At 74.8% G+C, this 26,838-nt stretch carries 25 protein-coding genes and 5 tRNA genes; 10 read left to right on the top strand and 20 right to left on the bottom strand.

The features are described from left to right. Window positions 1-308 precede the first annotated feature (308 nt). Window positions 309-869, top strand: a complete 561-nt coding sequence (locus AB0F01_RS12160; protein ID WP_362093215.1) for a CGNR zinc finger domain-containing protein — start codon at window positions 309-311, stop codon at window positions 867-869. Window positions 870-948: 79 nt separating this feature from the next. Here AB0F01_RS12160 and AB0F01_RS12155 read toward each other — a convergent pair whose 3' ends face one another. Both AB0F01_RS12155 and AB0F01_RS12150 read right to left on the bottom strand, forming a co-directional pair. Next, a complete protein-coding gene (locus AB0F01_RS12155) occupies window positions 949-1,101 on the bottom strand; it encodes a hypothetical protein (RefSeq protein ID WP_362093212.1) in 153 nt (50 codons plus the stop codon). 240 nt (window positions 1,102-1,341) lie between these two features. Next, window positions 1,342-1,785 carry a hypothetical protein gene (locus AB0F01_RS12150; protein ID WP_362093209.1) on the bottom strand — a complete coding sequence of 148 codons (444 nt, stop codon included), beginning with the start codon at window positions 1,783-1,785 and terminating at the stop codon, window positions 1,342-1,344. Window positions 1,786-2,221: 436 nt separating this feature from the next. On the opposite strand from AB0F01_RS12150, the gene AB0F01_RS12145 reads away from it, so the two are divergent. Beyond that, window positions 2,222-2,746 carry a DsbA family protein gene (locus AB0F01_RS12145; RefSeq protein WP_362093206.1) on the top strand — a complete coding sequence of 175 codons (525 nt, stop codon included), beginning with the start codon at window positions 2,222-2,224 and terminating at the stop codon, window positions 2,744-2,746. 192 nt (window positions 2,747-2,938) lie between these two features. Here the strand turns inward: AB0F01_RS12145 and AB0F01_RS12140 are convergent, their stop codons facing one another. The 3 genes from AB0F01_RS12140 to AB0F01_RS12130 form a co-directional block, all read right to left on the bottom strand. After that, window positions 2,939-3,763: a GNAT family N-acetyltransferase gene (locus tag AB0F01_RS12140; RefSeq protein WP_362093204.1), complete on the bottom strand. Its 825-nt coding sequence runs from the start codon at window positions 3,761-3,763 to the stop codon at window positions 2,939-2,941. A 64-nt stretch (window positions 3,764-3,827) separates the two neighbouring features. After that, the gene (locus AB0F01_RS12135) at window positions 3,828-4,649 is read right to left on the bottom strand and encodes an aminodeoxychorismate lyase (RefSeq protein ID WP_362093201.1); all 822 of its coding nucleotides are present in this window, start codon (window positions 4,647-4,649) and stop codon (window positions 3,828-3,830) included. Further along, the gene (locus tag AB0F01_RS12130; protein WP_362093199.1) at window positions 4,650-5,699 is read right to left on the bottom strand and encodes a chorismate-binding protein; all 1,050 of its coding nucleotides are present in this window, start codon (window positions 5,697-5,699) and stop codon (window positions 4,650-4,652) included. A gap of 177 nt (window positions 5,700-5,876) precedes the next feature. Here AB0F01_RS12130 and AB0F01_RS12125 point away from each other — a divergent pair. From AB0F01_RS12125 to AB0F01_RS12105, 5 genes are all read left to right on the top strand, one after another. After that, window positions 5,877-5,949: transfer RNA gene (locus AB0F01_RS12125), tRNA-Gly, on the top strand. A 37-nt stretch (window positions 5,950-5,986) separates the two neighbouring features. Then, window positions 5,987-6,060, top strand: a tRNA-Cys gene (locus AB0F01_RS12120). Window position 6,061: 1 nt separating this feature from the next. Next, a tRNA-Val gene (locus AB0F01_RS12115) sits at window positions 6,062-6,133 on the top strand. A gap of 34 nt (window positions 6,134-6,167) precedes the next feature. Further along, window positions 6,168-6,239: transfer RNA gene (locus tag AB0F01_RS12110), tRNA-Val, on the top strand. 43 nt (window positions 6,240-6,282) lie between these two features. Then, a tRNA-Val gene (locus tag AB0F01_RS12105) sits at window positions 6,283-6,354 on the top strand. A 71-nt stretch (window positions 6,355-6,425) separates the two neighbouring features. On the opposite strand, the gene AB0F01_RS12100 is transcribed toward AB0F01_RS12105, so the two are convergent. From AB0F01_RS12100 to AB0F01_RS12090, 3 genes are all read right to left on the bottom strand, one after another. After that, the gene (locus AB0F01_RS12100; RefSeq protein ID WP_362093196.1) at window positions 6,426-6,707 is read right to left on the bottom strand and encodes a zf-TFIIB domain-containing protein; all 282 of its coding nucleotides are present in this window, start codon (window positions 6,705-6,707) and stop codon (window positions 6,426-6,428) included. 33 nt (window positions 6,708-6,740) lie between these two features. Further along, window positions 6,741-7,760, bottom strand: coding sequence for an aminoglycoside phosphotransferase family protein (locus AB0F01_RS12095; protein ID WP_362093193.1), 1,020 nt, complete (start codon window positions 7,758-7,760; stop codon window positions 6,741-6,743). Between the two features lie 176 nt (window positions 7,761-7,936). Next, window positions 7,937-8,146: a hypothetical protein gene (locus AB0F01_RS12090; protein ID WP_362093190.1), complete on the bottom strand. Its 210-nt coding sequence runs from the start codon at window positions 8,144-8,146 to the stop codon at window positions 7,937-7,939. A 564-nt stretch (window positions 8,147-8,710) separates the two neighbouring features. On the opposite strand from AB0F01_RS12090, the gene AB0F01_RS12085 reads away from it, so the two are divergent. Further along, window positions 8,711-10,150 carry a serine/threonine-protein kinase gene (locus AB0F01_RS12085; RefSeq protein ID WP_362093187.1) on the top strand — a complete coding sequence of 480 codons (1,440 nt, stop codon included), beginning with the start codon at window positions 8,711-8,713 and terminating at the stop codon, window positions 10,148-10,150. A 96-nt stretch (window positions 10,151-10,246) separates the two neighbouring features. Here AB0F01_RS12085 and AB0F01_RS12080 read toward each other — a convergent pair whose 3' ends face one another. From AB0F01_RS12080 to AB0F01_RS12040, 9 genes are all read right to left on the bottom strand, one after another. After that, on the bottom strand, window positions 10,247-11,065 hold the full coding sequence (locus tag AB0F01_RS12080) for an RNA methyltransferase (protein ID WP_362093185.1): 819 nt from the start codon (window positions 11,063-11,065) through the stop codon (window positions 10,247-10,249). 64 nt (window positions 11,066-11,129) lie between these two features. Beyond that, on the bottom strand, window positions 11,130-12,362 hold the full coding sequence (gene cobA, locus AB0F01_RS12075) for a uroporphyrinogen-III C-methyltransferase (RefSeq protein ID WP_362093182.1): 1,233 nt from the start codon (window positions 12,360-12,362) through the stop codon (window positions 11,130-11,132). Window positions 12,363-12,638: 276 nt separating this feature from the next. Next, on the bottom strand, window positions 12,639-16,829 hold the full coding sequence (gene cobT, locus AB0F01_RS12070) for a nicotinate-nucleotide--dimethylbenzimidazole phosphoribosyltransferase (protein ID WP_362093179.1): 4,191 nt from the start codon (window positions 16,827-16,829) through the stop codon (window positions 12,639-12,641). Between the two features lie 368 nt (window positions 16,830-17,197). Continuing rightward, on the bottom strand, window positions 17,198-18,406 hold the full coding sequence (cbiE, locus tag AB0F01_RS12065; RefSeq protein ID WP_362093176.1) for a precorrin-6y C5,15-methyltransferase (decarboxylating) subunit CbiE: 1,209 nt from the start codon (window positions 18,404-18,406) through the stop codon (window positions 17,198-17,200). 127 nt (window positions 18,407-18,533) lie between these two features. Next, window positions 18,534-19,172, bottom strand: coding sequence for a GNAT family N-acetyltransferase (locus AB0F01_RS12060; RefSeq protein ID WP_362093173.1), 639 nt, complete (start codon window positions 19,170-19,172; stop codon window positions 18,534-18,536). A gap of 169 nt (window positions 19,173-19,341) precedes the next feature. Next, window positions 19,342-20,172 (bottom strand): MetQ/NlpA family ABC transporter substrate-binding protein, encoded by an 831-nt coding sequence (locus tag AB0F01_RS12055; RefSeq protein WP_362093170.1) that lies wholly within the window; start codon window positions 20,170-20,172, stop codon window positions 19,342-19,344. Window positions 20,173-20,251: 79 nt separating this feature from the next. Beyond that, window positions 20,252-20,989, bottom strand: coding sequence for a methionine ABC transporter permease (locus AB0F01_RS12050; RefSeq protein WP_362093167.1), 738 nt, complete (start codon window positions 20,987-20,989; stop codon window positions 20,252-20,254). Beyond that, entirely contained in the window at window positions 20,986-22,023 is a 1,038-nt protein-coding gene (locus tag AB0F01_RS12045; RefSeq protein WP_362093165.1) for an ATP-binding cassette domain-containing protein, read from the bottom strand. The genes AB0F01_RS12050 and AB0F01_RS12045 overlap by 4 nt, the downstream gene beginning before the upstream one ends. A gap of 404 nt (window positions 22,024-22,427) precedes the next feature. Continuing rightward, window positions 22,428-23,078, bottom strand: coding sequence for an HAD family hydrolase (locus AB0F01_RS12040; protein ID WP_362093162.1), 651 nt, complete (start codon window positions 23,076-23,078; stop codon window positions 22,428-22,430). A 162-nt stretch (window positions 23,079-23,240) separates the two neighbouring features. On the opposite strand from AB0F01_RS12040, the gene AB0F01_RS12035 reads away from it, so the two are divergent. Then, the gene (locus AB0F01_RS12035) at window positions 23,241-23,600 is read left to right on the top strand and encodes a hypothetical protein (RefSeq protein ID WP_362093159.1); all 360 of its coding nucleotides are present in this window, start codon (window positions 23,241-23,243) and stop codon (window positions 23,598-23,600) included. Then, window positions 23,581-24,027 (top strand): hypothetical protein, encoded by a 447-nt coding sequence (locus AB0F01_RS12030; protein WP_362093156.1) that lies wholly within the window; start codon window positions 23,581-23,583, stop codon window positions 24,025-24,027. Before AB0F01_RS12035 ends, AB0F01_RS12030 begins: the two co-directional genes overlap by 20 nt. A 174-nt stretch (window positions 24,028-24,201) precedes the next feature. Here AB0F01_RS12030 and AB0F01_RS12025 read toward each other — a convergent pair whose 3' ends face one another. The 3 genes from AB0F01_RS12025 to AB0F01_RS12015 form a co-directional block, all read right to left on the bottom strand. Beyond that, window positions 24,202-24,699 carry a GNAT family N-acetyltransferase gene (locus AB0F01_RS12025; protein ID WP_362093574.1) on the bottom strand — a complete coding sequence of 166 codons (498 nt, stop codon included), beginning with the start codon at window positions 24,697-24,699 and terminating at the stop codon, window positions 24,202-24,204. Between the two features lie 45 nt (window positions 24,700-24,744). Further along, window positions 24,745-25,251, bottom strand: coding sequence for a sigma-70 family RNA polymerase sigma factor (locus AB0F01_RS12020; RefSeq protein WP_362093154.1), 507 nt, complete (start codon window positions 25,249-25,251; stop codon window positions 24,745-24,747). Window positions 25,252-25,326: 75 nt separating this feature from the next. Next, window positions 25,327-26,502 carry a glycerophosphodiester phosphodiesterase gene (locus AB0F01_RS12015; protein WP_362093151.1) on the bottom strand — a complete coding sequence of 392 codons (1,176 nt, stop codon included), beginning with the start codon at window positions 26,500-26,502 and terminating at the stop codon, window positions 25,327-25,329. Window positions 26,503-26,838: the final 336 nt, after the last annotated feature.

The raw sequence follows: 26,838 nt of genomic DNA, 5'->3' as shown, positions 1-26,838 counted from the left end.
GGTGACGGCTCGGGCCAGGACGGCCGTGCACCACGGCACGCGACGGCGTCGGCACCGCGGATCTCCGCGGTGCCGACGCCGTCGCGTCGTGCGTGGCGCTCCGGCCGCGGTCTGGGGCGATCGTCCGCAGTGGTGCCGGACCGTGCGCGTCCGGTGACTCCGGGTTGGGGGACGGGAACCCACGGCCGCCGCCGGGCGTTGTATCGAAACCACGTGCGGGCCGGTACGGGTGTTCCCACGGGACGGAGCCACTACCATCGGCCAGCAATCGGCGGGCGCCCGCCCGACCCCAGGCCAGGGAGCGAATCGTGCTGATCACCCACGACACCCGGTGTGCGCTCGACACCGTGGTGGATCTGGTGAACTCCGCGCCGGAGGACGACACCGCGCCGGACGGACTGGCGGATGTCGCGGCTCTCGCGCTCTTCGTCCGGAAACATGACATCAGTGAGGTCGGGACGCTCTCGGAGTTCGACCTGTCGGCCGTGCGCAAGCTGCGGTCCCGTTTCGCCGCCGTCTTCGCGGCCCCCGACGCCCGCACGGCGGCGGGGCTGATCAACGAGCTGATCGCCGCCGCGGGCACCACGCCCCGGCTCACCGACCACGACGGCTACGACTGGCACGTGCACTACTTCGCCCCCGGTGCCTCCGTGGCCGACCACCTGGCCGCCGACTGCGGCATGGCCCTGGCCTTCTTCGTGGTCGCCGGGGAGCAGGAGCGGCTGCGGCGCTGCGAGGCGCCCGACTGCCGGCACGCCTTCGTCGACCTGTCCCGCAACCGCTCGCGGCGCTACTGCGACAGCCGGACCTGCGGCAACCGCCTGCACGTGGCCGCGTACCGGGCGCGGCGCAAGGAGGCGGCGGGCTGACCGGGCCGGTCACCGGCGCGGGGTGGGATGCGGTGCCGACGCGGTCCCGACGGGTGGCGCCGGGAACCGCGGGTACGGCTCACAGCCACAGCAGGTCGTGCAGGGCAGCCGTGAGCAGCAGACACCCGATCACCGCCAGGAAGATCATCAGCGGCGGCTGGGAAAGGGCGAAGAGGCATCCGCGCGGCTCGTCCTGCTGCCTCGCGGCATCGCTCTGTGTCGTGTCCAGCATCTCGCCGCGATGATGACGTATCGGCGGCGGTGAAGCGATCAACGTTCACCGGGTGAACGCGTGGCCGCCGATTCCGTGATCAACGCTTCGAGTTGTGATCGTTTCCGGCCGCGCCGCGTTCCCCTGTGACGTTTCTGCTCTGGCTCAGGTGTCGCGGGCGGGGGCCGGCGCCGAGGGCCCGGGCACGACGCCCGGGTGGTGCCCGGTGGGGGGTGTGCGGGTTCGGACGCCGTGCCGCGTTCAGATGCCGTGCTTCTTCAGGATGGCCTCGATGTCGCTGAAGTCGTCGTCGCCGCCCTTGGCGGCCGGTGCGGGCCGGGTCTCCTGGCGCGGGCCGGCCTGGCCGAGGGAAGGCGCCGAGGCGGCCGGGGCCACCGCTCCCTGCTGGGCCGCCGCCCGGGCCGCCTTGCGCTCCTTGCGCGTGCCGCCGCGACGGCGCTCCACCGCCCGGGTCGTCGCGAACATCACCCAGGAGAGGCCGAGCAGCCCGAAGCCCGCCCAGGCCACCGGGCTGAAGGCGGTGTCGGCCAGCCACTCCACCACGCCCGCCATGACGAGGCCGATGGGCACCAGGGAGTAGGCGGCGATGCGCGTCGCGGTCAGGTAGCGCTTGCGGTAGGCCGTGATCACCGCGATGCCCAGGCCGGCCGCGGACACGGCGGAGCAGACGGTCTCGGCAATCATCCGGTCCTCCAGGCTGGGAGTGGGGGCGCTGTGGGCCCTTCGTCCCTTCCATCCTGCACCTTCCGGCCCCCGCCGGGCCATGCCGGGGTCCGAGATCAGGGACATCTCCGGGTCGGCTCCTCCGCAGGTGCCGGTGCCGGAGGAGGGCCACGAACGAGCGCGGGGGCGGGTCCGTCCCGGGGGGCGGCCCCGCAGCCACGGACCGGGCCGGGCGGGTCGACCGGGCCGAGCGGGTCGACCGAGCCGGGCGGGCTGACCGGGCGGTGCGAGGGGACGGACCCGGGCACAGCACGGGCCCCCGGAACCGTCGCCCCCAGCCTTCCCGCGGCCTTCCCGCAGCCGCCGCCCGCCACGGCCTCCGGCACGGAGCTCCTGGGACGGGCGGGCCGCAGGGGCCCTTGTGGGCGCTGCGGGCGGCGGCTGGAAGACTGTGACCATGAGTGAGTCCTCCCCCGTCTCCCCCGCCGCGCCCGTGCTCGACGTGTGGTGCGAGCTGCAGTGCCCGGACTGCCGTACCGCCCTGGACGACGTGCGCGCGCTGCGCGCCCGCTACGGCGACCGTCTGGAGGTGCGCCTGCGGCACTTCCCCCTGGAGAAGCACAAGCACTCCTTCGCCGCCGCCCAGGCCGCCGAGGAGGCGCTGGTCCAGGGCAGGGGCTGGGAGTACGCGGAGGCCGTGCTCGGGCGGGTCACGGAGCTGGAGCGGGCGGGCGAGTCCGTTCTGGTCGAGACCGCCCGGGAGCTGGGGCTGGACGCCGAGGAGTTCGACACCGCCCTGATCGACGGGCGGCACATCCTGATCGTCGACGCCGATCACGCCGAGGGCAAGGCGATCGGCGTGACCGGGACGCCGACGTACGTGATCGGCGGGGAGCGCCTGGACGGCGGCCGGAGCCAGGAGGGCCTGCGCGAGCGCGTCGAGGAGATCGCGGACCGCCTCCTCGCCACGCGGGAGGGCTGAACCGGCCGGAGAACCGAGCCGAGCCGCGCCGGAAGGCCGAGGCGGACCGGAGGGCCGAGCCACACCGGAGGGCCGAGCCACACCGGAAGGTCGAGCCACACCGGAGGGATGAGCGGGAGCGGCCCGGGCGCTCCTCCCCGGGCCTGGCGCTCCTCCCCGGGCCATGCGCTCGCCTCGGCCCCGGGCGCCCCGTCACAGCAAGGGCTTGTACATCGCGTACTGCGTGGTCGTGTAGCCGAGGGAGTCGTAGAGGCGCTCGGCCGGGGTGTTGTCGGCGAACACGTTGAGTCCGATGAGGTGCTTGCCCGCGGCGAGCGCCTGGGCCTCGGCCGTCAGCATCAGGCTGCGGCCGTGGCCCCGGCCGCGGTGGCGGGCGTCGGTCTCGACGTCGAAGACGTAGGCGCCCTGCCCGCGGACGGAGAGCCAGAGGGTGCCCACCCGGGTGCCCTCGTGCTCCAGCACGCTGAAGATCATGCCCTCGCTGGCGCGTCCGTCGGGCAGCAGGGCGGCGTGGTCGCGTTCCGACTTGGCGCGGGCCTCGGCGCCCGGCACCCCGCGCTCGCTCCAGCTGTGCGCGTAGTCGGTCTTGCCCTGTTCGAGGTAGGGCCCGAACTCGTCGTCGGTCATGGGCCGGACCCGGCTGCCCGCGGGCAGCGCGGGCGGGGGGCCGCCGAGGGCCTTCTCCATGTTCCGGTTGCGCACCACGTAGCCGAGCGCCGTGGCCAGCCCCAGCCCCCCGGCGGAACCGGCGGGGACGGCCACCTCGATGCGGCGGCAGCCCCAGCCGCGCGCCACCTCCTCGGCGGCGAGCGCGGCCACCGTGGCGCGGCCCCGGCGGCGGTCCGGTTCCTGGATGCGCAGGGTCATGATGCGGGCCACGGCGTCCCCGAAGACGGGGTCGGTGCCGAGGTGGATCGCCCCGACCGGGCGGCTGTTGACGCACACCTGGTAGTGGCGCGAGCGGGTCCCGTCGGCGTTCTGCTGAAGCGGCTCGGCCGGCCGCAGGGTGGTGGTCATCACGGGAGTTCTACCCGCTGCCGGGCTTCGGGTCAGCCGAATATCAGGATGCCGTGGGACACGCTCACGGATCGAGGTCGGCCGCCGAGCGCTCGTCGAAGACCCGCATCGCCTTGGCGGTCACCGGGCCTGGGGCGGCGGGCAGTTCGCGGTCGTCGACGCGGTGCACGGCCTGGACGTCGCGGAGGGTGGAGGTCAGGAAGATCTCCTCGGCCCGGTCCAGGACGTCCAGCGGCAGGTCGGTCTCCTCGGCGCCGGTCCACTCCACGGCCAGGGCCCGGGTGATCCCGGCGAGGCAGCCGGAGGAGACGGGCGGGGTGTGCAGGGTCCCGTCGAGGACGACGAACACGTTGGAGCCGGTGCCCTCGCAGAGCTGTCCGACCGTGTTGGCGAACAGCGCCTCGCTCGCGCCCCGTTCCCGGGCGCGAGCGAGGGCGACGACGTTCTCGGCGTAGGAGGTGGTCTTCAGGCCGGTGAGGGCGCCGCGTTCGTTGCGCGTCCAGGGGACCGTCACGACGGCGGTGGTGTCGGGGCGGCGGGCGGTCTCCCCGAGGGCGACGACGAGGGTGGTGCCGTGCTCGCCCCGGTCGGAGCCGAGCGGGCCGTGGCCGCCGGTGTAGGTGATCCGCAGCCGGCCGAGCGGCATCGGGTTGGCCTCCAGGACGGCGGCGCACGCGCGGCGCACCTCGTCGAGGTCGGGGGCGGGCAGGCCGAGCCCCTGGGCCGAGCGGGTCAGCCGGTCGAGATGGCGGGTGAGCGCGAACGGCCGGCCGTCCACGGCCTTGACCGTCTCGAAGATGCCGTCGCCCACGGTCAGCCCGTGGTCGAGGACGGAGACGCGGGCGGAGTCGATGTCCTGCAGCCCGCCGTCGAGCCAGATCTTCACCTATCGGATCCCTTCACTCACCGCGTGGGTGCCCGACGCTACCGCGAGCAGCCGGGACGCCTTCAGTTCGGTCTCCCGCCATTCCCCCTCGGGGTCGGACCCCCAGGTGATCCCGGCGCCGGTGCCGAAGCGGAGCACCGCGCCGCCGTCGGCCCGGCGTTCGATCCAGAAGGTGCGGATGCCCACGGCCAGTTCGGCGGTTCCGCGGTCGGCGTCCACCCAGCCGATGCCCCCGCAGTACGGTCCGCGGGGGCCGTTCTCCAGCGTCTCGATGATCCGCAGGGCGCTCGACTTGGGGGCGCCGGTGACGGAGCCGGGCGGGAAGGCGGCGTCGAGCAGCTCGGGCCAGCCCGCCCCGTCGTCCAGCTCCCCGCGGACCGTGGACACCAGGTGCACCAGTCCCGGGTGCTTCTCGACGGCGCACAGGTCGGGCACGGAGACGGTGCCGGTGGCGCAGACCCGGCCGAGGTCGTTGCGGACCAGGTCCACGATCATGACGTTCTCGGTGTAGTCCTTCTCCAGCAGGTCGGCCTCGGTGCGGCCGGTGCCCTTGATCGGGCCGGACTCGACGGTGCGGCCGTGGCGGCGGAGGAAGAGTTCGGGCGAGGCGGTGGCGATCTCCACGCCGTGCGCGGGGAGGCGGATCGTTCCTGCGTAGGGGGCGGGGTTGCCGCGCGCCAGCAGGGCGGTGAGCCGGTCCACGTCGGCGTCGGCGGGAACGGGCGCGGACAGCACCCGGCAGAGGTTCGCCTGGTACACCTCGCCGGCGGCTATGCGGTCGCGGATCGCGCGGACGCCGGCCGTGTACGCGGCGTGGTCGAGGGACGACGTCCAGTCGCCCGGGGCCGGTCCGCGCCAGGCGTCCGGCGCGGGGGCCGGCACCGGCTCCTCGCGCACGTCCCGGAAGCGTGCGCAGGTCAGACGGCCCTCGAAGTCCGCGCAGACGGCCCAGAAACCCGTCGAGTCCAGCGCCGAGGGGTCGTCGGTGACGTCGAGGAGACCGGTGGCGACGCGGGTACCGAAGCGGGCGAGAGGCGGGAGGTCGTGCACCCGACGAGTGTAGGGCGGGCGCCGTCGCGGTGACGTCGTCACCTCGGTCACGGAGCGCTGACCAGGTACGTGAGCGGGCACAGCGCAGCACGCTGCACAAACGCGTTTTTGTGCTGGCCCCGGAATCCGCTAGAGTTCACCTCGTCGCCGGGACGCGCAAGCCGACCGAACCGACAGGCGGACGTAGCTCAGTTGGTAGAGCGCAACCTTGCCAAGGTTGAGGTCGCGAGTTCGAACCTCGTCGTCCGCTCGAAGGAACAGGGGTCTTCCCGGTCCCCTACACTCCTGGTGGAGTGGCCGAGAGGCGAGGCAACGGCCTGCAAAGCCGTCTACACGGGTTCAAATCCCGTCTCCACCTCCAAGGACGATTAGCTCAGCGGGAGAGCGCTTCCCTGACACGGAAGAGGTCACTGGTTCAATCCCAGTATCGTCCACTGGATCTTCGAGAGATCATCGACGGTCCGTCCCGCGCGATTAGCTCAGCGGGAGAGCGCTTCCCTGACACGGAAGAGGTCACTGGTTCAATCCCAGTATCGCGCACGCAGTGCCCACGCCCGGCCACCGCCGGTCACCGTGGACCCGAGGACGATTAGCTCAGCGGGAGAGCGCTTCCCTGACACGGAAGAGGTCACTGGTTCAATCCCAGTATCGTCCACACCCACCGGAACCCCCGGCCGCCGTCGCGGCCGGGGGTTCCGCCGTCCCGGGGGACGGCGGGGCCGGGAGTCAGCTGGAGAACAGCATGCGGCCGAAGCTCTTCTGACGGCGGTGGCCGTAGTGGGCGCCGTGCGGCGCGGCACCCCAGGCGGGCGGCTGCGGTGCCGCCGGGTACGCCTGCGGAGCGGCGGGCGGCGGCGGGGCGGGCTGCGACCACTGGGCCTCCAGCCGGGTCAGCGACTCCAGCTCCCCGTAGTCCAGGAAGATCCCCCGGCACCCGCTGCACTGCTCGATCTGAACGCCGTTCCGGTTGTAGGTGTGCATCGGCGCGTGGCACTTCGGACACTGCATGTCGGCTCCAACTCCCTGCTGGTCGATCCCGCTTCACCTGTCGCCAGGACAGACTCCGTCCGGGCACCGGTCGGTTGCACCCCAGGGCGTCGGTTCCGGCGCCGACTCCCCCGCGACGGACAACGGCAGTCCCGCCATCCGGGCGCAGGCCTCGACGAACACCGCCTCCACCTCGTCCGGCGCGCGGCCGTCCGCGAGGCACGCGGTGAGCACGCGGGCGGCGGTCTGCACGGTCAGCGCCCGCGCCGGGACGTCGAGCACGGGCCAGGGGTCGCCGGCGGCGGGCACGGCGGGCCCGCCCGCGGCCCGGTAGGTGCCGAGGAACCGCGCCCACTCGTCCGGTGCCAGCAGACCGCAGGCGAACCAGGCGGCGGGCCGGGCGAGGTCCCAGGCGGGGGCGCCGAGCCCCACGTCGTCCACGTCGATCAGCCGCCAGGAACCGTCCGGCAGGCGGACGAGCTGCCCCAGGTGGAAGTCGCCGTGACAGAGGGCGGGGCGGTCCGGCGCCGGTCCCGCGCCCCGCGCCCACCCCGGCAGCACCGCCCAGGCGCGCAGCACCGGGCCGGCGGCCGGGTGGTCGCCCGCCGCGTCCCGGAGCCGGGCGACGGCCCGGGCCGCCTTGGCCGGGCCACGGTTCGCGGGCACCTCGGCGGCGGCCGGCACGGGCGCCCGGTGCAGCCGCGCGAGCAGGGTGGCGGCGGCCTCCCAGGGTGCGGCGTCGGGGTCCTCCGGGTCGACGGGCTCCGCGTACGGCCAGCGGGTCACCGGGCGGCCGTGCAGGGTGGCGGGGGTGCCGTCGAGCGGGGCGAGGAACACGTCGGACAGCCGTGCGGCGGCGGCCAGTCGGCGGACCAGGGGGGCGGGGTCGGCCGCCGGGGCGTGCGCCTTGGCGACGACGTGGCCGTGGCGCACGACGAGACCGTCGGGACGGTCGGCGAGCGTGTCCTCGGGGCAGGTGCAGGGGCCTGGCGGGCGGTGGGCGTGCGCGGCGGCCCGCGCCCGCGCGGCCAGCGCGGCGGGCGGAGGACCGGGAGCGGCGGGGACGGTGGTCACGGAGGCAGGATGCCAGGGCTACGGGGTGGGCGGCGCACGGTGTCCGGACAGGACAATGCCGGCGCAGCTCCCCAGCTGCGCCGGCATTCCTGCCGTCCGCCGCACCCCCGTCCCCACGGGGTTTCATGGGTGGATGTCCCCGCCCGGACCGCTCTTCCGGGCCTGGGGGTCGCCGCTCAGCGCCCCAGCATCTCCCCCACGGACGACGCCTGTGTGGCCACTGTCTCCCACCCGTCGAAGACGAGCAGGAGCAGGACCGCCAGGGGAAGGGCCATCAGCGTCGCCACCAGCGGGTGGCGGCGGCCCTGGCGGCGGGACCGGGACACGGCGGCGCCGGCCATCCGTTCCCGTGTGCGGACCAGGGTCCGCGGTGCCGTGTGGGCCATGATGGTCCCTCTCCTGAACCGGTTCGGTTGTCCTTGACAGCGGCGGGCGTCCGACCTCGGGGGACGAGTGCTGCACCCGCCGCTTCGCCATCGAATCTAGGCTCCGGGGGGCCTCCCGGGCGTCATGCCCTCGTACCGAATGCCGGGCCTCCCAGGGGATGAGCCGTACCCCGCGGTGTACTCCCCTGGGTGGAGACGGACGGCGGTGACTCAGGGACATCCCCGAGGGGACGGGGAGTGACGTCGCTCACTCGTTCCGGTCGTCGGCCGGGGTCCGGCGCCGTCCGCGTGCCGCTCCGCCGGCCGGTGAGCGGCCCTGGGCCGGCGCGCCCGCGGCCCGTCCGGATGCCGTGTCGCGGGCGCCCCCCGGATGATCAACGTCCGTGGCGCGGTGGCGGGTTGGCACCGGCCGGCGGAACCGTCGGCGCGCGGTCGCGGCAGCTGACCGGCGCTCAAGCGTGCCGCCCGCCAGGGACAAACGGCCGCCGCGGGAGGGCGCGGCCTCTGCGCACCGGCGGGTGTGGAAACGTAAGCTGTGGCACGTCACAGGACCGGGCAGCGGGGATGAACATGGCGATGATGCGCCTGAGGCGCGAGGACCCGCGCGTCGTCGGCTCTTTCAGGCTTCACCGACGGCTCGGCGCGGGCGGGATGGGCGTGGTCTACCTGGGCTCCGACAAGAAGGGGCAACGGGTCGCGTTGAAGGTCATCCGGCCGGATCTGGCGGAGGACCAGGAGTTCCGCTCCCGGTTCGCGCGCGAGGTCTCGGCCGCCCGTCGTATCCGCGGGGGCTGCACGGCCCGGCTGGTGGCCGCCGATCTGGACGCGGACCGCCCGTGGTTCGCCACGCAGTACGTGCCCGGGCCGTCGCTGCACGACAAGGTGGCCGGGGAGGGCGCGCTGGGCGCGGCCGAGGTCGCGGCGATCGGGGCGGCGCTGTCGGAGGGGCTGGTCGCGGTCCACGAGGCCGGGGTGGTGCACCGGGACCTGAAGCCGTCCAACATCCTGCTGTCCCCGAAGGGACCGCGGATCATCGACTTCGGCATCGCCTGGGCCACCGGCGCCTCGACCCTCACCCACGTGGGCACGGCGGTGGGCTCGCCCGGGTTCCTCGCTCCGGAGCAGGTGCGGGGGGCGGCCGTCACGCCCGCCACGGACGTGTTCTCGCTCGGCGCCACGCTCGCGTACGCCTCGATGGGCGACTCGCCCTTCGGGCACGGGAGTTCCGAGGTGATGCTGTACCGCGTCGTGCACGAGGAGGCACACCTGGACGGCGTGCCGGACGCGCTCGCGCCCCTGGTGCGGGCCTGTCTGGCGAAGGACCCCGAGGAGCGGCCCAGCACGCTCCAACTGTCGTTGCGGCTCAAGGAGATCGCGGCGCGCGAGGCGCAGGGTCTGTCCGACTTCCGTCCCCCGGCGCCGCGCGGCGCCGAGACGGACCGGGCCGCGGGACGGTCGGCGGACACCTACCCGGAGCAGGAACGGCGGCGCCCGCAGCAGGGCGGCCGGGGGGACCAGCCGGGCACGCCCGCGCCGCGCCCGGCCCCGTCCGACCGGGGCTCCGTCCCCTCCCGGGGCGGCTCCGGCCCGCGCCGCGGGGGCGGGGTGCCCGCCTCACGCGGGGGGTCCGCCTCGCGGGGCGGCGCGGCGCGCGGCGGTACGCCGTCGCGGTCCGGGTCGCGGACCGGAGGGCGGACCGGGGGTCGCGGCACGCGGCCGGGAACCGGGGCGCGCCGTCCGGGGCAGCGGCCGACGGGGGCCCGGCTGCGGCCGGCCAATCCGCGGCTGCTGCGGCAACGGCTGTTCGTGTTCGTGGTGGTGACCCTGGTGGTGGCGCTGGGCATCGCCCTGGTCCAGGGCTGCCAGGCCGCCGCGCAGGGGCACGGCGGTCCCGGCGGCGGGGCCACCGGGACGCTGCACCGGGGCGAGCGGTGGGAGCCCCCGGCGGACCAGGGTCCGACGATGTCCCAGTGGTACCACTCCACGCTGGAGCGGGACGACTGACCCGACGGTCCGGAGTCCGCGGGGCCGCCGGTCCGCCCGGACGGGGCGGACGGCACCTGAGCGGCGGGCGGTGAGGGCCGTGCCGTGCCGCGGGTGTCAGGTGCCGGGGCGTCCGGTGGCGACCGCGTAGAAGGCGACCGCGGCGGCGGCGCCGACGTTGAGGGAGTCGACGCCGTGCGACATCGGGATGCGCACCCACTCGTCGGCCGCGACCAGGGCCTGGGTGGACAGCCCGTCGCCTTCCGCACCCAGCATCAGCGCCACCCGGTCCATCCGGTGCGGGGCGACCTCGTCGAGGGAGCGGGCCTTGGCGTCGGGGGTGAGGGCGAGCAGGGTGAAGCCCGCCTCGCGGACCGACTCCAGCCCCTTGGGCCACGCTGCGAGCCGGGCGTACGGGACGGAGAAGACCGCTCCCATGGAGACCTTGACGCTGCGGCGGTACAGCGGGTCGGCGCAGTCCGGGGAGAGCAGCACCGCGTCCATGCCGAGCGCGGCGGCCGAGCGGAAGACGGCACCGATGTTGGTGTGGTCGTTGACGGACTCCAGGACGACCACGCGGCGGGCCGTGCCGAGGAGCCCCTCCGCCGTGGGCAGGGGCTTGCGCCGCATGGAGGCGAGCGCGCCGCGGTGCACGTGGTAGCCGGTGACGCGTTCCGCCAGGTCGGGGGCGACGACGTAGACGGGGGCGGGCAGCTCGTCGATGACGTCGCGCATCACGTCGACCCACTTGGCCGTGAGCAGCATGGACCGCATCGTGTAGCCGGTCTCCTTGGCCCGTCGGATGACCTTCTCGCCCTCGGCGATGAAGAGTCCCTCGGCGGGCTCGCGCCGGCGGCGCAGTTCGACGTCGGTCAGGCCCGTGTAGTCGTGCAGGCGGGGGTCGTCGGGGTCCGAGACGGTGATGGGATCGGCCACGGGGTGATACTGCCTTGTCCTGGGTGGGGTGCCAACGGCGGGGACCGGCCGTGCGGCCGGCGTTCTACTGCGGGTCCGCGGGGCCGACGCCGACGACATCGCCGATGACGATGACGGCGGGCGGCCTGACCTCCTCGCGGACGACGGTCTCGCCGACGGTGGCGAGGGTCGCGTCGACCCGGCGCTGGGCGGCCGTGGTGCCCTCCTGGACGAGGGCGACCGGGGTGTCCGGGGACTTGCCGTGCGCGATCAGGGCCTCGGCGATCCGGCCGATCTTGTCGACGCCCATCAGGACGACCAGGGTGCCGCCCAGCTTCGCCAGGGATTGCCAGTCGACCAGGGAACGCTCGTCGTCGGGGGCCACATGGCCGCTGACCACGGTGAACTCGTGCGCCACCCCGCGGTGGGTGACCGGGATGCCGGCGGCGCCCGGGACCGAGATGGAGCTGGAGATGCCGGGGACGACGGTGCACGGGACCCCCGCCTCGGCGAGCGCCACGAGTTCCTCCATGCCCCGCCCGAAGACGTACGGGTCGCCGCCCTTGAGCCGGACCACGGCCTTGCCCTGCCGGGCGTGCTCGATCAGTGCGTGGTTGATGGCCTCCTGGGCCATGAACCGCCCGTAGGGGATCTTCGCGGCGTCGATCACCTCGACGTGCGGGGGCAGTTCGGCGAGCAGGTCGCGCGGTCCGAGCCGGTCGGCGATGACGACGTCGGCCTCGGCGAGCAGGCGCCGGCCGCGCACGGTGATCAGGTCGGGGTCGCCGGGGCCGCCGCCGACGAGGGCGACGCCCGGGGTGCGGCGGCGGTGCTGCGGGGCGACGAGGGTGCCGTCGCGCAGGCCCTCGACCACGGCGTCGCGGACGGCGGCGGTGTGGCGGGGGTCGCGGTCCTTGGCCTCGGTGGTCAGGACGGCCACGGTGACGCCCGCGCTGTGCCCGGTCGCCGGGGTCCAGGCGGTGGCCTCGTCGGCGTCGTCGGCGCGCACGCACCACACGCGGTGGCGCTCGCCCTCGGCGGAGGCGCGGGTGTTGGCGTCGGGGTCGCTGGTGGCGATGAGGGCGTACCAGGCGTCGGTGAGGTCGCCCTCGGCGTACCGGCGCCGCTCCCAGGTGATCTCGCCGGCGTGGGCCATGGCCTCCACGGAGGGGGTGGCCGAGGGCGACACCAGGACGATGTCGGCTCCGGCCGCGATCAGCGCGGGCAGGCGCCGCTGGGCGACCTGGCCGCCGCCCAGGACGACCACGCGGCGCCCGGCAAGACGGAGGCCCACGGGGTAGGCGGGGTGTTCGGCCATGAGGGTCGGCTCCTCGTACGGGCGGCGTGCGGTGGGCGCTACGGCACTGGAGCGGCCCTGACGTGCGGATTCTAGACCCGGGCGGGCGGGGCCCGGAGGGGTGCCCGGCATGCGGCGGGCGGACGGCGTGGCGGGTCGCTCGCCCGGGAGGGCGACCGCGGCGGAATGCCGCGCGGGCGCCGGACGCCGGAGGCCGTCCCGCCCGCCGGGCCCGCCGGTGGCCGGCGGGCCCGGTCGCCGTTCGTCGGCCGGCCGGCGGGGCCCGGCCGGGACGGGCTACTTCTCGGTGACCCCCGCCGAGTCGAAGGTGGCCACCTCGTGCATGGCGCGGGCCGTGCTCTGCACGAGCGGCAGGGCCAGCAGCGCGCCGGTGCCCTCGCCGAGCCGCAGGTCGAGGTCGACCAGCGGGCGCAGGCCCAGCTTGTTGAGGGCGGCCACGTGGCCCGGTTCCGCGCTGCGGTGTCCCGCGATGCACGCGGCCAGCACCTCGGGGGCGATGGCGCGGGCCACCAGGGCGGCGGCGCCGGCGCTGACGCCGTCGAGGATGACCGGCGTCCGCAGGGACGCGCCCCCGAGCAGCAGACCGACCATGGCGGCGTGCTCGAAGCCGCCGACCGCGGCGAGGACGCCGAGCGGGTCGGCCGGGTCCGGCTGGTGGAGTTCGAGGGCGCGGCGGACCACGTCGGTCTTGCGGACCAGGGTCTCGTCGTTGATGCCGGTGCCCCGGCCGGTGACCTCCGCCGGGTCGGCGCCGGTGAACACCGAGATCAGGGCCGCGGACGCGGTGGTGTTGGCGATGCCCATCTCACCGGTCAGCAGCGCCTTGTTGCCGGCCGCGACGAGGTCGCGGGCGGTCTCGATGCCCACCTCGACGGCCTGCCTGGCCTCCTCGCGGGTCATCGCGGGCCCGGTCGTCATGTCGGAGGTCCCCGCGCGGATCTTGCGCGGCAGCAGGCCCGGGGTGGCCGGGAGGTCGGCCACGACGCCGACGTCGACGACGCACACCTCGGCGCCCACCTGGGCGGCGAAGGCGTTGCAGACCGCTCCCCCGCCGAGGAAGTTGGCCACCATCTGCGCGGTGACCTCCTGCGGCCAGGGGGTGACGCCCTGGGCGTGCACCCCGTGGTCGCCGGCGAAGACGGCGACGGCGGCGGGCTCCGGGATCGGCGGCGGGCACTGCCGGGACAGGCCCGACAGCTGCGCGGAGATGATCTCCAGCATGCCGAGCGCGCCGGCCGGCTTGGTCATGCGCTTCTGGCGCTCCCAGGCCTCACCGAGGGCCTTGGCGTCCAACGGGCGGATCTGGGCGACGGTCTCGGCGAGCAGGTCGTGGGGGTCCTCTCCGGGCAGGGCGCGACGGCCGTACGTCTCCTCGTGCACGACCCAGGACAGCGGACGGCGCTTGGACCAGCCGGCCTGCATCAGCTCGGGCTCGTCCGGGAACTCGTCGACGTAGCCCACGCACAGGTAGGCGACGACCTCGAGGTGTTCCGGGAGGCCGAGCGCGCGGACCATCTCGCGCTCGTCGAAGAAGCTGACCCAGCCGACGCCGAGGCCCTCGGCGCGGGCGGCGAGCCACAGGTTCTCCACCGCGAGCGCGGAGGAGTAGGGGGCCATCTGCGGCTGGGTGTGCCGGCCGAGGGTGTGCCGGCCGCCGCGGGTGGGGTCGGCGGTGACGACGATGTTCACCGGGGTGTCGAGGATGGCCTCGATCTTCATTTCCTTGAACTGCTTCGCCCGGCCCTTGGGGAGGGACTTGGCGTAGGCCTCGCGCTGGCGCATGGCCAGGTCGTGCATGCCGCGCCGGGTCTCGGCGGAGCGGATGACCACGAAGTCCCAGGGCTGCGAGTGGCCGACGGAGGGCGCGGTGTGGGCGGCCTCCAGGACCCGGAGCAGCACCTCGTGCGGGATGGGGTCGTTGCGGAAGCCGTTGCGGATGTCGCGCCGTTCGCGCATCACCCGCAGCACGGCCTCCCGTTCGGCGTCGTCGTAGCCGGGGGCGGCCGGGCCGGCGGGACGCGGCGCCGCGGACGCGTCCGGCACGGGGCCGGCGCCGGCCGGGTCGTGGTCCGGTGCCGCTTCAGCGCCGGCGCCCCGGGTGTCCATGTCGTCGGCCTGCTGCAGCAGGGCGGCGTCGCCGTCGGCCGCGCCCTGCGGCACGCGGGGTGCGGGCACGGCGGCGACGGGTTGTTCCGGCTGTTCCTCCGTGAGGCCCGGGGCGTGCGGCGCCGTCGGCGCGAGGTGCGGGGAGGCGGGGACGGCTCCCTCCACCGGGACGAACTCGCCCACGGGCGGTGCCGATTGCTCGGCCGGGGGCGCGGGCGGGGCCGGGGGCGTCTGCCCCTCGGCGGGCGCGGGGGCGGCGGACGTGCCGGGCGCGGGGGCGGCCTGGTCCCCGGGGGCCGGGGGTGCCGGGGCGTCGGTTGCCCGCGGGGGCTGCGCCGCCCAGGCGTCGGCGGCCGGCCGCGCGGGATCGGCGGGAGCGGGCTGCCCGAGGGGGGCCTCGGCCACGGGCACGGCCGACGCGGCGGGCGGGCTGTGCTGCGGGCCCTGGGGGACGGGGACGCCCTGGCCCGCGTCCGCGGCGGCCGGGACACCGTCCTCCTGCGGGAGGGGCACGTCGGTGACCGCCGGGACGGACGTCACCGGCTGCCCGGTGGCGGGGGCGGTGTCGTCCTGGACGTCGGCGTCGGGAACCGTCGGCTCGGGGAGCGGGACGGGGTCCGGGGCGAGGGGAACGGCCGGGTCGGGCGGGGTCGCCCCGGGCGCGGGGGCGGCTTCCTCGGCTGCCGGGGCGGCCAGGGGCGCGGCTTCCACCGGCGCGGCTGCCACCGGCGCGGAGGCGTCGGCCGGGACGGTTGGGGCCGCCGTCTCCCCGGCGTGCGGGCCGGGCTGCGGGGCCTCGGCGCCGGGGGCCTGCGGCGCTGCCGGGGCAGCGGCGTCGGCCGGGGCGGTGCCGGAGCCCTCCGGGACGGTCGCGGCGGGCGGGCCGGCCGGGTCGGTCGCCGGGGCGGCCTCGGGCGTGGCGGGATCGGTCGCCGGGACGGCGTCGGGCATGGCGGGATCGTGGTGCGCCGCCTCCGGCGCCCCCGGGACCACGGGAGCCTCGGAGACGTCGACGTCTGCCTCGGGGGCGGTCGTCGCGGCCTCCGGGGCGTGGGCGGGCTCCGTACGCACGGAGGGATCCTCGGCTGCGGACGGGCCGGACGGCTCGCCGAGAGCTGCGGGCTCGCCGGGAGCCGCGGATTCGGCGGGACCCGCGAATTCGCCGGGAGCCGCGCCCTCGGCGGGGACGGAGTCCGCGGCGGCGGTGTCCCCCGCGTCCAGGGGCTGCGCGGGGGTGCCGTCGGCAGGGGCTTCGGGGGCGGGCACGGCGGGGGCGGGCACGGCCTCGGGAGCCGCGTCGGCCACGTCCCCCGGGGCGGGGGCCTGCTCGTCCCCGGCCGGGGCGGTGGAGTCGGCCGGCGCGTCCTGCACCGGCTCCGGCTCCTGCGTGGTGGCCGGGGCGCCGTTGTCGTCGTCGGTGCCCTCGCCGGCGCCGGTCCCGTCGGCTCCGGCGGCGGTCGCACCGGGCTCGGTGTCCGGCACCGCGGGCCCGACGGCCTCCGGGCCGTCCTGTGCGGGGGCGCCACCGGCCGACAGGTCCTGCTCCGGGCCGTCCTGTGCGGGGATGTCCCCCGCCGACGGGTCCTGCTCCGGGACGGCCGCCGCCGGGACGGTGTCCCCGGCGGGCGTGGGCCCCGTGTCCCCGGCGGGCGCCGCGACGGACCCGGCGGGCGCGCCGGCGACCGGCGCGGGCGCCTGGTCCGTCGCGGCCCCGTCGCCCGTCTGCGGGCCCTGCTGCCAGGTCTCGCCGGGCACGGCGGCCGTGGGGGCGGCGGCTGCGGCCTGCGGGTGCGGCGGGGCCACGGGGGTGGCCCCGACGGGTACCGCGGCCTGCGCGGGCCAGGGCGCGGCTCCCTGAGGGGCGGCCTCCGGGGACCGGGGCACGTCCAGGTACTCGGGGCCGACGGTCGCCGGGCCGGCGTGGCGGGCCGGCACGTCGGCGGGGCCGCGGTCGGCGAGCGAACGCACCGGGCTCGCGGACGGGGTGGGGATGGGCGGGCCCAGGTGCAGGGGGCGGCGCGACGCGGCGGGCGCCGCCTGCTCGTGCGGGGCGGCGTGCCCGGGCGTGCGCTGCTGCGCCGGGTCGGGCAGGCGGACGCCGCCGAGGTCGACCGATCCGCTGTCGCGGCCGTCCGTCTCGTGCGGTTCCGGCTCGTGCACGGTCTCGACGACCGGCTCGGGCGCGGGCGGCGCCACCTCGTTGCCCCAGGCGCCCCGGGCGCCGGGGAGCAGGAGGTCCTCTTCCTCGGGGGACTGCTCGGAGAGGTAGGTGTACGCGCCGGGCGCCTGGACGCCCTGCTGCTCCACCGTGCCTGCGTTCTCCGGCTGTTCCTCGCCCGGAACCTGGCCGGTGTCGGTCATGCGTACCCCTCGCCCATCGGTTAGTGCTCCTACGACCCGCTCGCCCGGAACGGCGCACCGACCGCCCCACACTGAAGAACGAGCGTGCGTCCCCAGCGGCACGAACGGCCGGTCCAAAAAAGGCGACAAAGCCATTCACTGGCATTCTCGCGGCCGTCGGGCGTCGCGTCAGCTTGATCGGCGACGGTTCCGCTGTGGACTGCGCCACGTTGCGCGTCCTCCGGTTGTGCCGTACCACACACGCCCCAAAACAGGCGTGTTTTCGGGACATTGGCCGACGAGCCGGCGAGCGTCCGAGTTGCGGTACAACGGTCGGTCAGCCTACCGCGCGCGGTACGACAAGCCGATCAGGGGGACGGGCCCGGGGATCAGGCGTCGCGGGCGGGCAGCACGCCGCTGAGCAGGAACGCGACGCTCCGCTCGGTCTCCGTCCAGGCCCGGGTGTCGAGTTCGACGGACTGGAGCAGCGCGCACTCGACCCGGTAGCCGTGCTCGGTCAGGTCGCGGCCGACGCGTTCGGCGGCGTCGCGGGTGGCGGCGTGCGTGACGATGCGCTGGGGGCGCCGGTCGGCGACGGCGGAGACGACGGCCGCTCCCCCGCCGCCGACCCGGACCACGTCCGGCTCGGGCAGGTTCTCCAGGACGTGCGGGGCGGTGCCGTGGACGACCTGGAGCTGGACGCCGTAGCGGCGGGCGGTGGCGTCGGCGCGGGCGCAGGCCCGGGGGTCGGTGTCGACGGCGATGACGGCGGCGCCGGCCCGGGCTGCCTCGGTGGCGAAGGTCCCGCTGCCGCAGCCGATGTCCCAGACGAGGTCGCCCACCCGGGGCCCCAGGCGGGCGAGTTGGGAGATCCGCAGGAGGTCCCGCTCGCCCTCGCCGAGGTCGCCGCCGTGGGCCTCGGCGGGCAGCGTCCAGCCGCGCGGGCCGGCGGCCGGGTCGCGCCCGGCGATCCAGCCGGGGTCGGCGGGGCCCGCGGCACCGCCGATGACGATGACCACGTTGGGGTCGCGCCAGGTGTGGTCGGCGGCCTTGTCGGAGGTGACGACGCTGACCTGTTCGCGGGCGGTGCCGAGTTCCTCGCAGATGACGAAGGTGCGGTGGACGCCGTCCATGAGCAGGCCGAGTTCGGCGGGTCCGGCGCCGGGCGAGGTGAGGACGGCCACCTTGGGGTGGGCCCGGCAGACGTTCACCGCGCGGCGCAGGGTGCGGGGGTGGGCGACGACCACCTGGGCGTCGTCCCAGGGCATGCCGGCCCGGGCGAAGGCGGCGGCGACGGAGGAGACGGCGGGGACGACCTCGACCTCGAGCCCGAACTCGGGGGCGCGCAGGGTGCGGACGACGCCGAAGAAGCCGGGGTCGCCGTCCGCGAGGACAACGGCGGTGCCGCGGTGGCCGGCGATGCGGCGGGCGGCGAGCGCGAGGGAGCCGAGCCGGATGCGTTCGGCGCCGGCGGGTACCTCGGGGAGCGCCAGGTGGTGGGCCGCGCCGGCCACGAGGGTGGCGGCGCCCAGCGCGGAGCGCGCCGCGGCGGTCAGCGGCGAGCCGTCCCAGCCGATCACCGTGACCCGGTCGGCCATCGTCGTCAGTCTCCAGGGTTCGCGCAGGTCGGGGTGGGGTGCCCGGTAAGGAGGGCGGGGCTTGGTGAGCGTACCCGGTGCGGTCGCGGGCCGGGGCCGGCGGTGGTGCCGTCCGCGGGGGCGGGGGTCAGTTCCAGTCGGGGAAGGAGGTGTAGCCGCCGGTGTCGGCGAGGTGCTCGGAGGTGGTGTCGAGGTCCTCGGGGAGCAGGCTCCAGACGATGAAGTCGGTGCGGACGTCGGTCCAGCCGCCGTCCTCGGTGCGCAGGTGGGCTATGCAGGCGTTGCGCAGGACGCCCTCGCTGATGCAGCCGATCTTCTGGGCGACCTGCTGGGCGGCGGTGTTGTCGGCGGCGGTGCGCAGTTCGATGCGCTGCAGGCGCTGGTCGCCGAACAGCCACCGGGCGGTGGCCAGGGCGGCTTCGGAGGCGTAGCCCTCGCCGCGGGCCCAGGGGGCGACGATGTAGGACAGTTCGGTGGACCGGATGTGCCAGTTGGTCCGGGAGAGCCGGACGACGCCGACGAGGCGCTGGGTGAGGAACTCGGCGACGGCGAGGTCGAGTCCGCGTCCGGCGGCGCGTTCGGCGGGCGCGGACTCGGTGATCCAGGTCCGGGCGGCCTGTTCGGAGAACGGCTGGGGGACGTCGGTCCAGGCGGCGACCTGCTCGTCGTTCATCATGGCGGTGAAGGCGGGGACGTCGTCCTGGTCGAGGGGACGCAGCACCAACCGCTCCGTGCTGATGGAGATGTTGGGGAAGGTGCTCGTCATGCGCCGCTCCGTAACTGAGAGACCGTCGGGTGCTGCTGAACTGCCCAGCATGCAGCATGAAAGCACTCCGCCGCACCACGGGGTGCGCCCCCGCTCGCAGGACGGCGCGAGGGGCACCCCGCCGTGCGGCGGAGTGCCCCTCGTGGGTGTTCCCGGACGGCGGTCGAGGTCAGAAGGAGGCGACCACGGAGCCGGCGTACTTGTCCTCGATGAACTTCTTCACCTCGGGCGAGGTGAGGAGGTCGGCCAGCTTCTTGACGCGCGGGTCGTCCTCCTGGCCCTCCTTGACGGCGAGGAGGTTGCTGTTGGGGTTGTTCTTCGCGGACTCCAGGACGAGGGCGTCCTCGGCGGGCTTGAGGTCGGCCTCGATGGCGTAGTTGCCGTTGACCACCGCGGCGTCGACGTCGTCCAGGGAGCGCGGCGTCTGGGCCGCCTCCAGCTCCTTGAACTTGAGGTTCTTGGGGTTGTCGGTGATGTCCGCGGGGGTGGCGGCGGTGCCGACGCCGTCCTTGAGGGTGATCAGGCCGTTCGCGGCGAGCAGTTGCAGGGCGCGGCCCTCGTTGACGGTGTCGTTGGGAACGGCGACGGTGGCGCCGTTCTTGAGCGCGTCGGCCTTGTCGACCTTGTTGGAGTACAGGCCGAGCGGCTCCAGGTGCACGTCGACGACGGACGTGATGTGGGTGCCGTTCTTCTTGTTGAAGTCGTCGAGGTACGGCTGAGTCTGGAAGAAGTTCGCGCCGACGGAGCCGTCCTCGGTCGCCGTGTTCGGCGTGACGTAGTCGGTGAACTCCTTGACCTCCAGCTCCAGGCCGGCCTCCTTCGCCAGGTTGTCCTTGACGAAGGTGAGGATCTCGGCGTGCGGGACGGGGCTCGCGGCCACGACCAGCGGGCCCGAGCCGTCGGAGGAGGCGCTGTCCTGGTCGGAGCCGCAGGCGGTGAGGCCGAGGGCGAGTGCTCCGGTGGCGAGGAGGGCGGTGGTGATCTTTGCGGTGTTACGCACGAAAAGTGCCTTTCCTTGGGTGGTACGACCCCTTGGGTCAAGGGGCGCGGCGCGAGGCGCCGTCGTTCTGGGTGGGGGGTCAGGCGACCTTGCTGATGTCGGCCGCGGCGGGTTCGCCGGCCTTCAGCAGGCGCAGCTTGGGTCCGGGTCCTGAGCGGGCGCCCCGGCGGTGCAGGGAGCGGGCCGCGTAGTCGCCGGCGAACTGGATCAGGGAGATGACCACGGCGAGCAGGGCGACGGTGACCCACATCAGGCCGGACTCGAAGCGCTGGTAGCCGTAGCGCACCGCGAGGTCGCCGAGGCCGCCGCCGCCGACGGTGCCCGCCATGGCGGAGTAGCCGATGAGGGCGATGACCGTGGTGGTGGTGCTGGCGATCAGCGAGGGCAGCGCCTCGGGGACCAGGACCTTGCGGACGATGATCCAGGTGCTGCCGCCCATCGACTGCACCGCTTCGACGAGCCCGTGGTCGACCTCGCGCACGGCGGTCTCCACAAGGCGGGCGAAGAAGGGGATGCCGCCGATGGCGAGGGGCACGATGGCGGCCTCGCTGCCGATGGTGGTGCCGGTGACCCAGCGGGTGAAGCTCATCAGGGCGACCATCAGGATGATGAACGGCATGGAGCGGCCGACGTTCACGATCTGGCCGGTCACCTTGTTCACCACGGTGTTCTGGATCAGGCCGCCCTTGTCGGTGAGGACGAGGAGGACGCCGATCGGCAGGCCGACGACGACGGAGATCGCGGTGGACCAGCCGACCATGATCAGTGTCTCGACGGACGCCTGCTCCAGCAGCGGCTGCATCTCGGACCAGGTCACTGGGCGCCCTCCTTGACGAGCTGGGGCCGTTCCCGGCCGATGACGTCGATCTGGAGGCCCTGCTCGCGCAGGAAGCCGACCGGGACGACGTTGTCCTCGTAGCGGCCGGGGAGCTCGATACGCATCCGGCCGACCTGGAGGCCGCCGACGGTGTCGATGGCCGCGCCCAGGATCGATATGTCGATGTTGTAGGTGCGGGAGAGCTGGGAGATGACCGGCTGGGTGGCGCTCTCGCCCTGGAAGGTCACGTCGATGACCGTGCGCTCCTCGCCGGTGGCCTCGCCGCCGAGCGGGAAGAGGGCGGCGGCGAGCTGGGAGCCGGGGGTGGCGAGCAGGTCGGTGACGGTGCCGGACTCCACGATCCGGCCGTGTTCCATCAGGGCGGCCGAGTCGCAGATCGACTTGACGACGTCCATCTCGTGCGTGATGAGCAGGACGGTCAGGCCGAGCTGGCGGTTGAGGTCGCGCAGCAGGGACAGGATGGAGCGGGTGGTCTCCGGGTCCAGGGCGCTGGTCGCCTCGTCGGAGAGCAGCACCTTGGGGTCGCCGGCCAGGGCGCGGGCGATGCCGACGCGCTGCTTCTGGCCGCCGGAGAGCTGGGCCGGGTAGGACTTGGCCTTGTCGGCGAGGCCGACCAGGTCGAGCAGTTCCAGCGCCTTGCGGGAACGTTCCTTCCCGGAGGTGCCGAGGATCTCCAGGGGCAGTTCGACGTTGTCCTGCACGGTGCGCGAGGACAGCAGGTTGAAGTGCTGGAAGACCATCCCGATGCGGCTGCGGGCCCGGCGCAGTTCGCGGCCGGCGCGGGGGCCGCGGCCGGCGAGGGCGGTGAGGTCCTGGCCGGCGACGGTCACGGTGCCGGAGGTGGGGCGCTCGAGCAGGTTGACGCAGCGGATCAGGGAGGACTTGCCGGCGCCGGACTGGCCTATGACGCCGTAGACCTCGCCTTCGCGGACGTGCAGGTCGACGCCGTCCAGGGCAGTGACCTCGCGACCGCGTGAGCGGTAGACCTTGGTCAGGCCGGAGGTGGTGATCACGTGGGTATCCGTCACTCTCGAGTGCGCGGCGCGTCGGAGCACCGGGCACGGGGCATTCGGAAATCGGGGCGGCCGGGCGCGGCGGTGTCCTCCCGGGCGGACCGGTGGCGGACCGGTGCGGGGGAGGGTGCGCGCGGGGGGCGTGGCTCGGGCGGGCATGCCGGGCAGGCGGCCGGACACGAGCCGGCTCTCGCTTCGGGGCGCGAGGCTCAGGTGGTGCGGGGGCCCTCTAGAAGGCGCACATTCGGAGCGAACCCATACAACGAGCACCGGGCGGCTGGTGCGCCTCGGTCGCAGGAGTGCGGTCGCTCGTCGTGGTCATGAGAGCAGTAAACCAGACGTTCGCTGCTGACCGGCCACCGCTGTCCAGCATGTGGACCGCCGTGGACACGCATCCGCGCACTTCAGTGGCGTGCCGTGATCTCGATGCCCGCGCCGGTGACCTGTGCGGACACCGCGGACAGGTCCGGCACCACCAGGTCGGCCGTGAGCTCGTCGGCCCGGTGGGTTGTGGTCAAGGCCACGGTCCGCATGCCGGCGGCCCGCCCGGCGCGCAGCCCGGCGGGCGCGTCCTCGAAGACCACGCAGTGCGCCGGGTCCACGCCGAGGGTGCGGGCTGCGAGCAGGTACGGCTCGGGGTCTGGCTTGCCCCGGGTCACGTCGTCGGCGGCGACGAGCGTCTTGGGCAGCACGCCGACGGCGTCCAGGCGCGCCTCGGCCAGCCTGCGGGTCGCGGAGGTGACCACGGCCCAGCGTTCGGCGGGCAGGGCGTCGAGCAGCTCCCGGGTGCCGGGCAGCAGGCGCACTCCCCCGTTCGGGACGTCCTCGACCTCCAGGTCCTCGATGCGCGCGACGGCCTCCGCGACCTTGTCGGCGGGCAGCAGGTCGGCGGCGATCTCGGCGGCCGTCCGCCCGTGCAGCTCGATCCGGCCGAACCGCTGCGCCGTGATCCCGTACTCCGCGGCCCACCGGGTCCAGCAGCGGCGGACGGACTCCAGGGTGGACACCAGGGTTCCGTCGTTGTCGAACAGGAGGGCTTGCGCATGAATGGTCATGCCATCGACCTTACGGGTTCGGGGCCCCGGACCCCGAAGGACCGACGGCCCCTCGCCGGTCCGGTACCGGGGCCCCTCGCCGGTCCCGTACCGGGCCACCTCGCCGGTCCGGTACCGGGGCCGCGCACGGCGGGGGCTTTCGGGCGTAATAAGGTCACTGCCATGCTTGCTGTCCTGACGCTGGTGACCGGCGTCGCCGCGCTGCTGCTCGCCGCCTGGTGCGGCTGGGCCGCCTACCGGGACCAGCCGACGAAGGACTGGCACTTCATCGGCATGGCCGTGGTCACGCTGCTCGCGCTGGTGCAGCTGATCGTCGGGATCGTCCAGCTGGCCCGGGGCGAGAAGCCGGAACAGGGCACGACGATCTTCGTGGCGTACCTGCTGGGCGCCTTCGCGTGCGTTCCGGCCGCGGGCTTCATGTCGCTGGGCGAGCGCACCCGCTGGGGTTCGGTGACGGTCGCGGCGAGCGGCTTCGTGCTGGCCGTACTGGAGGTCAGGCTCCATGACATCTGGGGAGGCTGAGGTGACCGTGACCCGTGACACGCGGGAAAAGCCGGCCCGGGCCCGGCTGATCGGCGGCCCCGGGCTGCTCCTGGTGTGGCTGTACGGGGTGATGGTGGTCGGCGCGGTGTCGCGCTCGGTCTACCAGATCGCCACCGAGTTCGACCGGGCACCGCTCGCCTACACGCTCTCGGCGCTGGCCGGAGTGGTCTACGGGTTCATCACCTACACGCTGGTGCGCGGCGGCGAGACGGCCCGCAGGGCGGCACTGGTGTGCTGCGCCGCCGAGTTGGTGGGCGTGCTCACGGTGGGCACCTGGACCCTGCTCGACCCGTCCGCCTTCCCCGACGCGACCGTGTGGTCGGACTACGGCATGGGCTACCTGTTCATCCCCGTCCTGCTGCCGCTCACCGCGGTGTACTGGCTGCGCCGGTCCCGCGCCCGCTGAGGGGCCGGGCCTCCCCGGAGGAACCGGACAGGGAGGCGGGGAGACGGCGCCCGGCGTACATGGGGCTCCGCCCCCTCCCCCGCGCACACGGCTCCGCCGCCCGCGGGACGCACCCGGGGGCGGCGGAGCCGCGGGAACCGGGCGCGGGAGGGCGCCCGGGGGCTCAAGGACGGGTCAGGCGGTCGTCGCGTACGACTCGGCCCTCTTCTCCAGGACGATCATCGGGACGCCGTCGGCGCCCTGGGAGGTGCCCACCCGCTGGTAGCCGACCTTGCTGTACAGCCCCAGGTTGCTCTCACTGCGGTGCCCGGTGTGCAGGCGGAAGGTGCGGGCGCCCCGCTCCTCGGCGAGCGCCGCTTCGGCGGCCCGCAGCAGCCGGGCGCCGATGCCGTGCCCCTGGAGCCGGGGGTGCACGCAGAGCTTGCCGATGGCGGCGGCGCCCTCCTCGGTGATCGTGCCGCGCACCGAACCGACGACCTCGTCGCCGAGCCGGGCGACGTAGACGCAGTCGGCGGCGACCTCCTCGCGGACCGATTCGAGGGTCTGCACCAGCGGGTCGATGCGGTAGTTGCCGTAGAGGGCCGCCTCGCTCTGGAAGCACAGGTACTGCAGCCTGAAGATCTGCTCCGCGTCCTGCTCGGTCGCCGCAGAGATGGTCACGCTCATGCCCATGTGCGCACGCCTCCCGCTCATCTGATCACCTGTTGTCCCTCACTCCTATCCCCCTCGCCCGTCGACCGCAACCTCCGGCGCGAGCAAACGCCGCAGACATCCCAGACATCGGGAACGTTCCGGCCCGAGACTGCCCTGTGACATACCCAACTCGCCTGCGATTTCACGGTATGTCGGGTCGTGCGGCGCCAGCAGCGCCCCGATCAGGCGCGGGCACCGGCCGGGCAGCCGGCGCGCGGCGTCCCGCAGGGCCCGGCCACGAGCGTCGGCCAGCGCGAGGCGTTCGGGATCCGGGGCGCTCGGGTCGGCGGGATCGGCGGTCAGCGACGCCTCGCGGCGGGCGGCGCGACGGCCCCGGCGGGCCTCCGCGCGCACGGTCCGGCGCAGCCAGCGGCCGGGATCGGGAGGCGGGCCGTGGGCGTCGACGCGCTCCAGCAGCCGCAGCCAGACGGCCTGTTCGAGGTCCGCGGGCTCCCCACCGAACGCGCACGCCTCGGCGGACGCCTCCGCGACGAGCAGCGGACGCAGGGAGGTGACCAGGTCGTGGGTCATGTGACCGACGACGCGGCCGCCCCGGGCGGGGTTGCCCGGGGCGGCCGTTCCTCACCCCTTCCGGGGCGGGCGCTGTCAGCGGTTGACGAAGTCCTCGCGGGCCAGCAGCGCGGTGTCCGGGTGGTCGGTGAAGACACCGTCGATGCCGGTGGCGAAGTAGGCGCGGTACGCGCCGAAGACGTCACCGTAGGCGTCCGGCTCGGAGCCCCTGCGGAAGTCGGCCGGCAGGAAGGGGTTCTCGTTGCGCATCGTGTACGGGTGGAGGATCAGTCCGGCCCGGTGCGCGTCACGGACCAGGGTGGTCGGTTCGGTCAGCCGGCCCGCGGAGTCGCGCGGGACGACGAGGTCCAGGGTGGGGCCGATGCCCTGGGCGTAGGAGGCGATCTCCTTCAGCCCGCGGCGGGTGATCAGATCGGCGACGGTCCGCGGGTCGCCGGACTCGACGAAGTCCCAGGGGCGGGTGTCGGCGCCGGACAGCAGGACCACGAGCGGGTTGTCCACCAGCCGGTTCAGGCGCTGGATGCTGGTCGGCTCGAAGGACTGGAGGATCACCGGGGAGTTCCTGCGGTCCTTGCGGTGCTCGCGCAGCAGCCGGGCGGCCCGTTCCTCCAGGCCGAGGCCGAGCGCACGGAAGTAGGTCGGGTGCTTGAGCTCGGGGTAGATCCACACCCGCTTGCCGCGCCTGCGGGTCTGCTCGTCCTGCCAGCGCAGCACCTCCTCGAAGGTGGGGATCTCCCAGCGCCCGTCGTAGAGGGTGTTGTGCGGGCGGTTGGCCGGGATGCGCTCGACGGCGCGCAGCCGCTTCAGCTCGGCGAGGGTGAAGTCCTCGGTGAACCAGCCGGTGACCCGAACGCCGTCGAGGGTCTTGGTGGTCCGGCGGCCGGCGAACTCCGGGTGGTCGGCCACGTCGGTGGTGCCGCCGATCTCCGGTTCGTGACGGCAGACCAGGTGGCCGTCCCGGGTGGGGACCAGATCGCCCGCTTCCACGATGTCGGCGCCCAGGTCGAGGGCCAGCTGGTAGGCAGCGAGGGTGTGTTCGGGCCGGTACCCGCTGGCGCCCCGGTGCCCGATGACGGTCGGGACGGGCAGGTCCTCCAGCCCTCCTCCGCGTCTGCCGCGGTCCGCGCGCGGGGCCGCCGCCGCGGTGCCGCCCGCGCCGAGGACCGTCGCTCCGGCGCCCACCACCGCCGCGCCCAGCAGCGCACGCCGTCCGGTTCCGCCCGCCTGCTCGTTCGACTCCCGCGTTCCCATGAGCGCTCACTCCTGCCGTCGGCTGGTCCGGTGCGGGGCCGATCGTAGGGGGGCGCGGGTGACGGGTGGGAGACCCCGGGCCGAACACATGGGTGACGCGGTGTGTCGTCTTCCGCCGTAGGAACGGCGTAGGGACGGCGTGGGCCGGCCGCCGGCCCGTCCGGCGTCGCGGCGCGTGCCGCGCGGGCACGCGGGGCGGCGGCCGGGGACATGGCGCGGCAGCGGCCGGGGACATGACGAATCGTCCGGTTCGGTCCGGGCGGACCGGGGCACCCGTCCGGGCATGCGGGTGTGGGCGAAATCCGTCACACGGTGACGGGAGTGTTGCCGACGGGC

It is taken from the genome of Streptomyces sp. NPDC029526 (assembly GCF_040637405.1).
GTDB lineage: Bacteria > Actinomycetota > Actinomycetes > Streptomycetales > Streptomycetaceae > Streptomyces.
Note: the sequence above shows the minus strand (reverse complement) of the source record. Positions and strands in the feature narration are given on the sequence as shown.